This window comes from Microcoleus sp. N9_B4 (assembly GCF_036701635.1).
In the GTDB taxonomy this organism is placed as follows: Bacteria; Cyanobacteriota; Cyanobacteriia; order Cyanobacteriales; family Microcoleaceae; genus Microcoleus.
Map to the genome: position 1 here is coordinate 1 of NZ_JAUBRC010000072.1, position 12,201 is coordinate 12,201.

Genomic DNA, 12,201 nt, shown 5'->3' on the forward strand with positions numbered 1-12,201 from the left:
CTCTGCAATCATTTGAGGCTTTGAGAATTCTGAATTCTTTTGAAATTAAATCCGATCGAATATCTGCGGAATGTGGGCTACAATTAATCGGGCGGTGGTTAAATTTCTATTCATTCATCCCTCTCCTGTGCAAGTACAAACGCCCCTTTACTTTTTGATAGTAAATTGTCATAACTTTGATTTTAGTCAACAGCTTTTTCAACCATTAAGCGCCACAGCTAATGATAATTATTAATAAGCTGATGATAAAAATTTATAGTTTAATGGTAGGAGTGAAGCGGGCAATGCCCACCCTACAAATAGAGTCCTCGATCGCCCTAAAATCTATGAGTGCTCAATTCTGTGCCCAAAATCCCTTGTCAGTCAGTTTCGCGGATGTGGAGGCGGCGGCAAAGCGCTTGCAAGGCACAGCTTTCAAGACGCCGGTGCTGACTTCGGAAACTTTCAACAAACAGACGAATTCTCAGGTATTTTTCAAGTGCGAGAACTTTCAGCGCACGGGTTCGTTTAAATTTCGGGGTGCTTGCAATGCTTTAATGCAGCTATCTGAAGCCGAAAAACAGCGGGGAGTTTTGACTTTTTCTTCGGGAAATCACGCGCAGGCGATCGCCCTTGCCGCCCAGTTGTTACAGATTCCTGCTACTGTTGTCATGCCGACAGATGCGCCAAAAGTCAAGCAAGAAGCGACTCGCGGCTACGGTGCAGAGATTATTTTGTACGATCGCACTCAAGTTTCCCGCGAAGAGTTAGCGGCTAAAATTGGCGCAGAACGACACTTAACAATTATTCCTCCTTACGATCATGCGTGGGTGATTGCGGGACAAGGTACGGCGGCGCTGGAATTAATCGCGGAAGTTGGGGAGTTGGATTTGCTGTTAGTTTGTTGTGGCGGCGGGGGTTTGCTGTCGGGATGCGCGATCGCAGCAAAAACTTTGTCTCCGCAGTGTAAAGTAATAGGAGTAGAACCGGAGCAAGCAGACGATGCGGCGCGATCGTTCCGCACGAAAACGCTGCAAACTGTTACTAACCCGGATACGATTGCTGATGGTGCGCGCACGCCATCTTTGGGGAAATTAACCTTTCCTTTGGTGCTGCATTATGTTGATGATATGGCAACTGTTTCAGAAGAGGCTATTCGCAGCACAATGTTTTTTCTGTGGGAACGCATGAAGATAGTTGTTGAACCGACTGGAGTGCTGGGGGCAGCAGCTTTGCTTTCAGGTGTTGTGAAAGCTGAAAATGCGAGAGCTGGGGTAATTGTCAGCGGGGGAAATGTCGATTTTAGTCATTAGCTTGCACTTTTTCAAGAACGGGCAAGATGCCCGTGAAGCGAGAGATGAATTTTATTTTTGATTGTGGAACAGGCATCTTGCCTGTTCATTCTTCCCAAAAAGATGAATTTGATTGTGGAACAGGCATCTTGCCTGTTCATCCTTCCCAAAAAGATGAATTTGATTGTGGAACAGGCATCTTGCCTGTTCATCCTTCCCAAAAAGATGAATTTGATTGTGGAACAGGCATCTTGCCTGTTCATCCAAGCTAATTGAAAATGGTTTAACATCTCAATTTTAATCATTTACCCAACGCCAAAGGATCTTTGAGATGCTGCCATTAATCTTTGATACCTGCGTGCCGAGAGATGAGATTTTATCGGGAGACTTGTCTCTAGATTTATTTGCAGCAAAATTGCGGCTGGTAGTCGAAGGAAATGCACCTCAAGTTTATCAAGATGCTAATAAATTCTTTGCTAATACCTTCGCAACTGACGGCATTAAAACCCTAATCCGGGAAGTTTTGAGCCGCTTGATGAAGCAAAGCAGCGGGGCTGCGGTAATCCGTTTGGAAACGAGTTTTGGGGGCGGCAAAACTCACGATGAAATTGCACTCTGGCATATCTGCAAGCAAGGGCGAGAAATTCACGGATTGGAACGTTTTACAGATATTAGCGTGATTCCCGATCGTCCTTTACAAGTTGCAGCGATCGATGGTCGAGATTTAGACCCAGAACAAGGAGTTTATCACTCGGACAGCGGCTTGACAACCTATACTCTTTGGGGTGAAATTGCCTACCAAATTGGCGGGATTTCAGGCTATCAGTTACTGCAAGGTAGCGACAAAAGTGGCGTCAGTCCCGGTACTTCGGTGTTAGAACGGTTGACGGGGGGACAGCCGACTGTGATTATTTTAGATGAAATTGCGCGGTATTTGCGATCGGCAAAAGCGAAAAAAATTGGCAGAAGCGATTTAGCCGAACAAGTGGTAGCCTTCCTATTTTCCTTGATGGATTTGGCGGCAGCCTGCGATAATTTAGTATTGGTTTATTCCCTCGCCTCGACAGCAGATACTTTTGCGGAAGAAACTGCTGAATTGCAAGAAACGATGCGCGCTTCTGCAAGACAAGAAAGGGTGTTAAGTCCTTCTACAGATATCGAAATTTACAACATCGTCAAACAGCGCGTGTTTGCCAAAGTTAGCGAGGAAGCAGCAGAAAAAGCGGCATCGGAATATTTGGCGGCTTATCGCAATTGCCGAGTTAATTTGCCCGATGGGTGCAAAGATGCGTCATACTCAAAAGCGATCGCCCAAAGTTATCCGTTTCACCCGGAATTGTTCAATCTTCTTACTAAAAAAATTGCTTCTATTCCCGAATTCCAGAAGACGCGGGGGGCTTTGCGATTGTTCGCGCAAGTCGTGCGGCATTTGTGGGAAAATCGCGATGGTTGGATGCCGATGATTCACACGCATCACATTCCCATAGGGATGGATGGCGAAATTACGAATGATCTTACTTCTCGGTTGCAACGATCGCCCTTGCGGAATGCGATCGGCGCTGATATCTACAATCCCGATGGTAGGCCGGCTTACGCACAATTGCAAGATGGGGAATGGATAGCAGCGGGAAAACCGCCGTTTTCTACTTGGGTAGCCCGATCGATCTTTTTGCATTCTCTGACTCAGGGAAATTCTTCGGGTATTCGGCTGGCGGAGTTGAATTTGTCGCTGCTGACTCCGGGGGTTGACAGCGGTTTTGTCGATCGCGTTTTAGACAGACTAACTAAGGTAGCTTGGTATTTAGACTCCGATCCGGTAACATCTTTAGCCCGGTTTAAAGAAGAACCTTCGATTAATAAAATCATTACCGAGGAGAAAGAACAAGTTGGGAGGGGATTCGCAAAAGAAGATTTGAGAATTCGTCGGGATAGCATTTTTGCCAAAAAATTCTTTACCTTAGTTTCTCATATCGAAAGTCCCGGAAATGTAGATGATAACCCGGATGATGTTGTGTTGTGCGCGATCGACTTTGACGATGCGACGGTGAATGCTTCTACTGACGCAGCCCCGGAATTAATCGAGAGAATTTTTAACAATAGCGGCGAATCGGGGAAGTTTCGCACCTACCGCAATCGGTTGTTATTTTTGGTGGCAAATCGGCTAGAATTAGAAAGCGCGATCGACAATGCCAGAGAATATAAAGCCATTCAAAATATACTCAAAAGTCAGAACCAACTGGCAGATTTATCGGGAAGCCAACAGAAGCAATTGAAAGAAAGGGAAGGCGCGAAAGATATAGCTGTGAGAGTATCTTTGACTAATGCTTACCGTCATTTATTTTATCCCTCAAATGACCAAGTAAAAGCACCGAAAGGGTTGATGCACTACACTCTTTCCGCGCAAGATGCGAGTATGGTGAAAGGCAAAAACAACCAGCAAGATGTGATTCTCAAAGCCCTCAAAGATTGCGGCAAGATTCGCCCGGAAGAAGCTAAACCTTTCGCCCCGGCTTTTATCCTGCAAAAAGTTTGGCCTGCGGGGTTGGATAGTTGGACAACGAAGGCGCTGCGCGATGCTTTTGCTAAGGATTTGAGTGTGAATATTCTCCTCGATGCGGAAGTTTCCATGCTGCGGGAGACGATTCGCGAAGGTTTGAAAATGGGCAATTGGGATATGAAAGTCGGCGAGAGACTATTTATCAAAACCGATGATAGTATGCTGAAACTGCCGGAGACGATCGAATTTAGCGATCGCGCTGTATTGTACAAGCGCGGCATTCTCGAACCTCCAGCGCCCAAAGAAGTGGAACTCAGCGCTCAATTGATGCCGAGTGCAGAAGCGGCAAAACCCGTGCGGGTGAGGTGGAAAGCCAAAGGAGCATTGACGGTTAGTTTGTATCAAAATGATAGTTTGGTGCCGGGAAATTTCCGCCCTTCCGATGAGTGTGAAATTACCATTGTTAATAACACTATTTTTCGTGTGGTGGCCGATTACGGTAACGGTGAGACAGCAGAAAAAGCAACCAATGTCAATCTAAATTCTCAAGTTTCTAGCGTGCGAGATGGTGGCAATTCTGCTTATGTTGTGGAAGGGCTACAGGGGACTTTGTGGAAGGCGAAACCGCCGATTATCGAACTCGACGGCACGATAAATGCGGTATTTGCGGGATTGGGCGATCGTATGAGCGACTACAAAGTGCAAGGCATCGAAGTGCTAGAATTGTCTGTGGATCAGGTAATGGATTATCGCAAATTAGGAACAGCAATTGCCCTATTGCAGCGGTGGAAACCGCAAATCGACCAAACCGTAACCATTAAAACCGGCGACCAATTTGTGCGGTTGGAATATCAAGGGGCGTTGCGGGGATTTCAGAGCTTCTTCTCGACTATCAACACTTTGTTGAACAGTCCCGACGCGCAAGCAACTGTTAGTTTGAAAATCACCTTAGAATTCAATCCAGCTTTGTCAGCAAATGCCTCAGATATTAGCAGTATAAAACAAACCCTTGAACGCAATCCGGTAGAACGTTTAAATTTAATCGCAAGGGTGATGTATTGAAATGTAGGGGAGGGTTTTACAGACAATGTGTGCCTAAGACCAATAATCTTATAAACCCGCCCCCACCCAACTGTAAATCTGAATCTACCTATTTAAGTTTCGTCAGACACCCGGAAGTAAATTAACACCGGAATCAATATGATTACCGTCAACAACATAGAAAGCGCCGAGCCAAAAGGCCAGTCGCGGGCTTTCATAAACTGATTTTGAATCAAATTTCCCACCATAACTGTTTTAGAACCACCTAATATATCCGGTGTGATGAAAGCGCCGACAGCGGGAACAAAAACTAAAATAGATCCTGCAACAATGCCACGACTTGTTAATGGTAAAAATACGCGCCAAAAAGTGCGGATGTCATTGGCACCTAAATCGTGTGCGGCTTCTACTAATGAAAAATTGAAGCGTTCTATACTAGAATATAAAGGCAGAACCATGAAAGGTAAATAGCCGTAAATAAGACCGATCGCCACAGCGAAAGGCGTAAAAAGCAAGTTCAACGGTTCGCTAATAATTTGCAGGCTTTGCAAGGCTGTGTTAACTACTCCTTCGCTGCGTAAGAGTATGATCCAGGCGTAAGTTCTAACTAAAAAATTAGTCCAAAATGGAATAATTACCAACAAAAGCAAAGCATTTCGCCACCGGGGAGAACGGGTGGCGATGAAGAATGCCAGGGGATATCCAACTAACAAGCAAGCAACTGTTGTCAGAAAAGCCAGCCAGAGCGATCTCCCAATTACTCCTAAGAAAAGTCCACTGAACAAACGCTGGTAGTTGCTGAGAGTAAATATCCAAGTAACACCGCCGTATGTACCGCGTTCTAAGAAACTGTACAACAGTACAATTAGCACGGGCAAAATGAAGAAAACCATCAGCCAGGCCGTAGCGGGAAATAAGAGCAGCAACAGGTTAGTCTGCTGGCGGTTTTTGACACTCATTATTCACTCAAGAGAAATTTAACACATAATTCAACACATTTTATATCAAATCCGCATTTTATGAATTATGTCATCATTAATAAATTATCAAGAGGTACGCAATGTCAGCAGAATCGTCAACCCCAAAAATAGTCGTCGTCGGTGCAGGATGGGCCGGTTTAGGCGCTACCTATCACCTAGTCCAGCAAGGCTATGACGTAACTTTGTTAGAAGCAGGCCCTTATCCGGGTGGCTTAGTTGCAGGGTGGAAAACCGCCGGCGGGCGTTCCGTAGAAGCTGGGATTCATGGCTTTTGGTATCCCTACCAAAATATATTTTCCTTAGTCAAGAAATTAGGACTTGATCCCTTCACACCTTGGACTCGTTCTTGTCAGTATTCACCGGCGGGATTGGAAGTAGAATCGCCGATTTTTCAGGACGAACCGATCCTTCCCACACCGTTAGGAACATTTCTTTACACCCGATTTAAAAGGCTGCCATTAGTCGATCGGCTTTCAGCCTTGCCCTTACTCTACGCCGTCCTAGATTTCGACAATTCCGACGAAGCTTGGCGCAGGTACGATCGCGTCACCGCCCGCGAATTGTTCAAACAGTTTGGCGTTTCTGCAAGACTGTACCGCGATGCTTTTGAACCCATGTTATTAGTAGGTTTATTTGCACCAGGAGAACAATGTTCTGCTGCCGCAGCTTTGGGAATGCTTTATTATTTCATATTAGCACACCAACCGGATTTTGATGTAGTTTGGTGTCGCGGAACAGTCGGAGAAAAAATCTTTCGCCCCTGGGTCGAACGCCTGGAAAAACTCGGCGCAAAAGTATTGACAAAGCAGCGAGTTACTGATTTAATAGTTGACAGCAACAACCGAGCAACAGGCGTTGTTTGCGGCGAAGAAACCTTCGAGGCAGATGCAGTTATTTTTGCAGTTGGCGTCACGGGAATGCAAAAAATTATCACCAGCAGTCCAGCTTTACAAAGTCGCCCAGAGTTTCGGGACGCGATGAATTTGGGTGCAGTTGACGTGTTAGCTGTTCGCCTGTGGTTTGACAGGAAAATTGACATTCCGCTGCCTTCTAATGCCTGTTTTGGATTTAGTTCAACTACAGGTTGGACGTTTTTTGATTTGAATGCTTTGCACGACGAATTTCGAGACGAACCGGGAACAGTTGTCGAAGCTGACTTTTATCACGCAAACCAATTAATTCCCTTAAAAGATGAGGAAATAGTTTCCTTAGTTCAGCGGGATTTAGCCACTTGCATCCCCGCTTTTCGGGAGGCAAAAGTAATTGACAGCAGCGTGATTCGGCTGTCGCGGGCAGTGACGCATTTTGCCCCTGGCAGCTATCAGTATTTGTTGCCTGCAGTAACAAGTTATGATAATGTATTTATGAGCGGCGATTGGGTGGTTACCCGTCACGGCTCTTGGTCGCAGGAAAAAGCTTATGTTACGGGTTTGGAGGCGGCAAATTTGGTTGTTTCACGTTTCGGACTTGGGAACAAAGCGCCAATTATTCCCGTTGAAGCTGACGAACCGCACATTCAAATCGGGAGAAAGATTAATCAGTTTACTCGCAGTTTGACTAAAACATTCATTCCAGATTTTTGGCTGCCATAATTTTTAGTCATTAGTCATTAGTCATTAGTCATTAGTTAATAGTTAGCGGTAAGGTGCAACTATAGCAATCCTAAATGAGTCGTAAATCTTTTTACCCCACCCCAACCCTCCCCTTACTAAGGGGAGGGAGTAAGAAATTCACAAATGATTTAGAACTGCTATATCATCACCCTAAATAATGAGGATCTGCATCTAGGAATGCTAACACGCTACTCATAGCGGTAAGGTGCTACCTAATGACTGATGACTAATGACTGATGACTAATGACTAATGACTAATGACTAATGACTAATGACTAATGACTATCGCCAATAAGGCCGACCCTTCCAAAAAACTCCCACCGTAATTCCTATTAGTGAAGTTTCTGATAAACTTGCTAAATAAGCAGGTATTGGTAGGAATAATTTTAAAACCAAACCCAAGAGCACGCACAAAATTAAAACCCACAAACTAACTCGGTTCAGCAAAAATTGCTGCTGCCAATACTCTAAAAAGTAAACTGCTAAAGCCCCCATTCCCACTGCGATAGCGAAAGGTATCAATATCCCCAGTGAGGAAGCGAACAGAAGCTTAAAGACCTTGACGAATACTTCCGACTGAATCAAGCCCCACGCTAAAAATAACTCCAATCCAACCACGATGCAGTTGACGAGGGCGGAAATTTGCAGCATTTCTCGCCAAGGTAAAAGTTTTAAGCGCCGCAGAAAATTACTCACGATCGGCAGATTAGGTAGGTTGCTTTGATTTTATAACAGTTTTGCCCTGGCGATCGACCTTTGATGACAATTTGTGAAGTAAAATAAAGATATAGAGCAGTCTCTTGACAAATTCACCCAGAGTACGTGCTTATTAGTTGTTGGAAACGTGAAAGGAAAAAAGTTATGGTGGAGAACACTGTCGATTGTGCTGTAGCTTGTGTCAATGGCTGCGTTCTGGGCGACAAGTGCCCGAAGCGGGAATACGCAGAAGCAACGTCCAACTTTATTGAAAATACTTCTCTGGATAAAATGCTAGAAATAGCAGAGGAAGCGGTGAGAAGGAAACGGATGGAACCCCCCAAATGGGTAATTCCTGATTTTCCCGAATAGAATTAACATCCCCATTAAAAAGCGATCGCCCTTTTCAAACGGGCGATCGCTTTTTGTATTCCCAATGAAATAGCCGATCGGAAGCAATATATTTCCTGGGAGAGAAGCTAAAAGCTTAAATAGCAATTATCATACTACTTAATCATAGCCAATGGCGATTAATAAAAACAATTCAGGTCAAGCCAAATTCCGACATTTTAAATTTAATTAAGTTCAAAAACCAACAGGATCAAGTATCGTGGTACAGCAAAAAAAAGACAACGCAAAAACAACAACAGAACGCGATAATGTGGGCGAATTGCCTCAAGAAATTACCGAATCTTACGGTACCGGCGTCATCGATCAATCGGGATTGAGCCAAGACGACATAACAACCCTGCAGGACAGCAGTTCGGAATACTCTTCCACCAGTGCCCAAATCGGCGGCGAGGATGGCGATCCGGCTGCGGAACAAGAAAGTGCCACTGGCGAGCAATCGGTGGGTGGAACCGCGCCTACTCCCGACCTGGATATTGTTGACGAACTCGGAGCCGCTGCGGGCATAGAGATTGCCGATGGCGCTATTTTGAACACAACAAATATGCTTGAACATCGAGATGAAAGTCGCTGGGAATTAGACCCGAGTTCTGCGGAAGATTATCAGGAACGGCCGGATTTCTAGATATATTTTTTACCCAAAAATCGGTAGTATAATAGGAGCGGTTTCACCATTATCCATACTTGATCTGCCAAGTATTTGTAAATCCGCCCCCCGATCACTTTTGCTCTCGCAGCACATATCCAACTCCCCGAACCGTATGCAGCAGGCGTTTTGAGTTACTTGCTTCTAATTTAATCCGTAACGCACGGATATACACTTCAATAATGTTTGACTCGCCCATGAAATCGTAACCCCAAACTTTTTCTAAAATTCGATCGCGGGTAATGACTTGACGGGGATTTCGCAGCATAAATTCTAACAAATCAAACTCTTTTGCAGTGAGTTCAATTAGTTGATTGCCTCGATAAACTTCACGGGTTAAACGGTTCAAGATTATGTCTTCAAATTGTAAGTTGTCGAGGTCATTTGCTTGAGTTCGGCGCAGACGTGCTTTCACTCTCGCGAGGAGTTCTTCCATACTGAAAGGCTTAGTAACATAATCATCGGCTCCAGCATTTAATCCCGTCACGCGATCGGGTACTTCATCTTTTGCTGTCAACATAATTATTGGTACTTGAATACCAGTCGATCGCAACCTTAAACAGATGTCTAATCCAGAGATACCGGGAAGCATCCAATCTAAAATTAATAAATCCGGTTGAGCATCACGAGCCATCATTAATCCATCCAATCCATTGGGGGCGACAGTGACGTGATATCCTTCAAGACTAAGTTCAGATTCGATGAACTTTGCCAGTTTAGGGTCATCTTCAACAAGGAGAATGCGATCGCTCATAGCTGCGGATTCCAGACAGGTAAGGTGATAGTAAAAATACTACCTTCTCCCGGTTTAGATCGGAGCGTAATACGTCCTTCCATGCCTTCGATCAGGCTTTTGGCGATCGCCAATCCCAGCCCTGTACCGTCTCTAGAGCGCGTCATTGACTCATCCACCCGGTAAAACCGCTCAAAAATCCGGTTTTGATGGGGGAGAGAAATACCAATTCCGCGATCGCCCACATGAATCATCACCTGCTGTTCCCTCTTTTCTAAGACTAACTCAACTGGTTGTTCGGGAGCAGAATACTTGATTGCATTATCGACTAAGTTAATTAAAACTTGTTGTAAACGATCCTGATCCGCACAGGCTACAACATCCCGATCAGTTGACACCAAAATAATTTTCCGATTGCTAACTTTTTGACTCATTTCGGCCACCTCAGCCACCAGAGTATTCAGGATCACCGGATTCAAACGAAAGTGCAAGTTGCCACTATCTGCTCGTGCCAAATCGAGCAAATCTTCTAACATCCGAATCGTGCGTTCAGTTTCCCCAACCGCTGTTTCCAGTGCTTGTTGCTGATAGTCACTTAAGTTAGTGCTGCGTCGCAGCAAACTTTGTAAATAACCAACTACAACCGTCAGAGGAGTGCGTAATTCGTGGGAAACATTACCGACAAATTGGCGTTGTTGCTCCCAGGAACCCGACAATCGAAACAACATCTCATTAAAGGTTTGTGCTAGTCCTAAAATCTCATCAGGAGCCTGATGCAGTTGGAGTTTTGCCGCCTGCAAATTATCAGCAGACAAAGTGCTAGCTACCTCACTCATATGTTCTAAAGGATGGAGAGCATGACGAATGCGACTGGCGATCGCCAACATTAACACTAAGATGACCGCAATACTGACAACAATTAGACTGCGAATCCCATCATTTAATTGACGTTGCTCATCAGTGATATCTTGAGAGAAATATACCGTACCCAGTAACTGATTTTTAATTCTCAGAGTTCTGCTACAGATCACCAAATAGCGATCGCCCACCTGAACAAAAGTCGGCTCAGCAGGTACTTCCGTTAACGAGATCATCTTCGTAATCTTAGAAGATTGCAGATCCATATCAGGTGAATTTACCAAAAGCATCCCATCATTTCGCTTCACCCACACCATGATTCCTCCTGTCGAAGCTTTATGCACGCTTCGGGTTAAGCCAATTTCTAGTGAACCCATTTCACTATAAAGCTCAACCTGTTCGGGAAAGCGTATTCCAATGTATTCCAGGGTTTTTTTATGAGCACCGACTAGATTTTGCGACCTTTGCCAGCCGGCCCAAAATGCCACACTGCTCAGTGCTAAAATTGAGAGTACCAGCAATTCCAGCGTCAGGCGAAACTGAAGCGAAGAGGTGGAAATTCGCTTGCCCGTGAGATGATTAATAGCGCCTTTAACTTGGCTAATTAGCTTCATTTTATGGTCAAATAGTGCGGACAATTAAGCATTAAAATTAGGAAAACTTCCAACTAGATTATTCCTGGACGCACTGTACAGTCAGAAACCGGGTTTTTTTACGAAAATCCTTCGTTATAGCCAGGAGATTCGCTAAAAAACCCGGTTTCTTTGGTATGAGTGCGTCCAGGACTATAGAGCAAAAAATTCATTAGAATGCACCCTTAAAAGTTTTCCGCAGTGCCTTTAATCTGGTTAAACTCAAATCGCCGATCGTAATCTGTTACACCATAAAGATTAAAGCTAATGGTTGGTTGATCTCCCAGTGCTTCCACATGATGAATCGCATCTGGCATTAAGCACAAAACGTCACCAGGATCAAGCAAAATATCTCCCACTGTTGTGATTTTATCTGGAAATTTGCGAGTTGGCGATCGCTGCCAAAAAGTATTTTTCTCCTGTCCACCAAGTAGCGCCACCAATCCCCAACTGCCATGATTATGAATCGGAGAAACAGCACCCGGTGCCCAAGCCACCAACTGCACCGTCAAAGGAAAAAATGGTTCATCATACAGTGTTTGTAATGCCCAGCCTGTCTCAGAGTCAGGCTCAAGGAGAGCAATTTGAAACCAGGAAGAACTATCTAACAACCTGCGGACAAGGGGACAAATTGCCTGGAGTCGTAAATAATCATCACTAATTTGCTCTAATACATCTTCCAAGTCAGTTAAAAAGCGGTAAAGTCGGTAGGGATGGGTCAAATCTTCAATTTGACTTGTAGCCTCAAAAATATTGCACTGTCCATCATCAGTCACTAACCAGTCTTGTCCTGTCATAATTTCTCAACTCGTGGCTAAATTACTGC

At 44.6% G+C, this 12,201-nt stretch carries 11 protein-coding genes; 6 read left to right on the forward strand and 5 right to left on the reverse strand.

The genetic code is table 11. The annotated features are described in order from the left end of the window. Nucleotides 1–326 precede the first annotated feature (326 nt). Genes QUA43_RS28640 through QUA43_RS28650 form a run of 3 tightly spaced genes read left to right on the forward strand, consistent with a single transcriptional unit; the run spans nucleotide 327 to nucleotide 4,830 of the window. Nucleotides 327–1,292, forward strand: coding sequence for a threo-3-hydroxy-L-aspartate ammonia-lyase (locus QUA43_RS28640; protein WP_333378950.1), 966 nt, complete (start codon nucleotides 327–329; stop codon nucleotides 1,290–1,292). Between the two features lie 44 nt (nucleotides 1,293–1,336). Beyond that, nucleotides 1,337–1,543, forward strand: coding sequence for a hypothetical protein (locus QUA43_RS28645; protein WP_333378910.1), 207 nt, complete (start codon nucleotides 1,337–1,339; stop codon nucleotides 1,541–1,543). 59 nt (nucleotides 1,544–1,602) lie between these two features. Then, entirely contained in the window at nucleotides 1,603–4,830 is a 3,228-nt protein-coding gene (locus QUA43_RS28650; protein WP_333378911.1) for a DUF499 domain-containing protein, read from the forward strand. Nucleotides 4,831–4,922: 92 nt separating this feature from the next. Here the strand turns inward: QUA43_RS28650 and QUA43_RS28655 are convergent, their stop codons facing one another. Then, entirely contained in the window at nucleotides 4,923–5,768 is an 846-nt protein-coding gene (locus tag QUA43_RS28655) for an ABC transporter permease (RefSeq protein ID WP_333378912.1), read from the reverse strand. A 101-nt stretch (nucleotides 5,769–5,869) separates the two neighbouring features. On the opposite strand from QUA43_RS28655, the gene QUA43_RS28660 reads away from it, so the two are divergent. Continuing rightward, nucleotides 5,870–7,381 (forward strand): FAD-dependent oxidoreductase, encoded by a 1,512-nt coding sequence (locus tag QUA43_RS28660; RefSeq protein WP_333378914.1) that lies wholly within the window; start codon nucleotides 5,870–5,872, stop codon nucleotides 7,379–7,381. Nucleotides 7,382–7,684: 303 nt separating this feature from the next. Here the strand turns inward: QUA43_RS28660 and QUA43_RS28665 are convergent, their stop codons facing one another. Then, entirely contained in the window at nucleotides 7,685–8,098 is a 414-nt protein-coding gene (locus QUA43_RS28665; protein WP_333378916.1) for a peptide chain release factor 1, read from the reverse strand. Between the two features lie 165 nt (nucleotides 8,099–8,263). Here QUA43_RS28665 and QUA43_RS28670 point away from each other — a divergent pair, with 165 nt between their 5' ends. Together QUA43_RS28670 and QUA43_RS28675 are read left to right on the forward strand one after the other, a co-directional pair. Beyond that, nucleotides 8,264–8,470 carry a hypothetical protein gene (locus QUA43_RS28670; RefSeq protein WP_190734170.1) on the forward strand — a complete coding sequence of 69 codons (207 nt, stop codon included), beginning with the start codon at nucleotides 8,264–8,266 and terminating at the stop codon, nucleotides 8,468–8,470. 238 nt (nucleotides 8,471–8,708) lie between these two features. Beyond that, nucleotides 8,709–9,131, forward strand: coding sequence for a DUF6335 family protein (locus QUA43_RS28675; RefSeq protein WP_333378918.1), 423 nt, complete (start codon nucleotides 8,709–8,711; stop codon nucleotides 9,129–9,131). Nucleotides 9,132–9,225: 94 nt separating this feature from the next. On the opposite strand, the gene QUA43_RS28680 is transcribed toward QUA43_RS28675, so the two are convergent. The 3 genes from QUA43_RS28680 to QUA43_RS28690 form a co-directional block, all read right to left on the reverse strand. Next, on the reverse strand, nucleotides 9,226–9,906 hold the full coding sequence (locus QUA43_RS28680; RefSeq protein WP_333378920.1) for a response regulator transcription factor: 681 nt from the start codon (nucleotides 9,904–9,906) through the stop codon (nucleotides 9,226–9,228). Continuing rightward, nucleotides 9,903–11,357 (reverse strand): ATP-binding protein, encoded by a 1,455-nt coding sequence (locus QUA43_RS28685; protein WP_333378922.1) that lies wholly within the window; start codon nucleotides 11,355–11,357, stop codon nucleotides 9,903–9,905. Before QUA43_RS28685 ends, QUA43_RS28680 begins: the two co-directional genes overlap by 4 nt. Before the next feature lie 203 nt (nucleotides 11,358–11,560). Further along, nucleotides 11,561–12,172 carry a cupin gene (locus QUA43_RS28690; protein WP_333378924.1) on the reverse strand — a complete coding sequence of 204 codons (612 nt, stop codon included), beginning with the start codon at nucleotides 12,170–12,172 and terminating at the stop codon, nucleotides 11,561–11,563. Between the last annotated feature and the right edge of the window lie 29 nt (nucleotides 12,173–12,201).

Coding starts and splice junctions, on each gene's coding strand:
- QUA43_RS28670 (WP_190734170.1), top strand. CDS start 8,264: ATGGTGGAGAACACTGTCGATTGTGCTGTAGCTTGTGTCAATGGCTGC.
- QUA43_RS28690 (WP_333378924.1), bottom strand. CDS start 12,172: ATGACAGGACAAGACTGGTTAGTGACTGATGATGGACAGTGCAATATT.
- QUA43_RS28680 (WP_333378920.1), bottom strand. CDS start 9,906: ATGAGCGATCGCATTCTCCTTGTTGAAGATGACCCTAAACTGGCAAAG.
- QUA43_RS28640 (WP_333378950.1), top strand. CDS start 327: ATGAGTGCTCAATTCTGTGCCCAAAATCCCTTGTCAGTCAGTTTCGCG.
- QUA43_RS28655 (WP_333378912.1), bottom strand. CDS start 5,768: ATGAGTGTCAAAAACCGCCAGCAGACTAACCTGTTGCTGCTCTTATTT.
- QUA43_RS28645 (WP_333378910.1), top strand. CDS start 1,337: ATGAATTTTATTTTTGATTGTGGAACAGGCATCTTGCCTGTTCATTCT.
- QUA43_RS28650 (WP_333378911.1), top strand. CDS start 1,603: ATGCTGCCATTAATCTTTGATACCTGCGTGCCGAGAGATGAGATTTTA.
- QUA43_RS28660 (WP_333378914.1), top strand. CDS start 5,870: ATGTCAGCAGAATCGTCAACCCCAAAAATAGTCGTCGTCGGTGCAGGA.
- QUA43_RS28685 (WP_333378922.1), bottom strand. CDS start 11,357: ATGAAGCTAATTAGCCAAGTTAAAGGCGCTATTAATCATCTCACGGGC.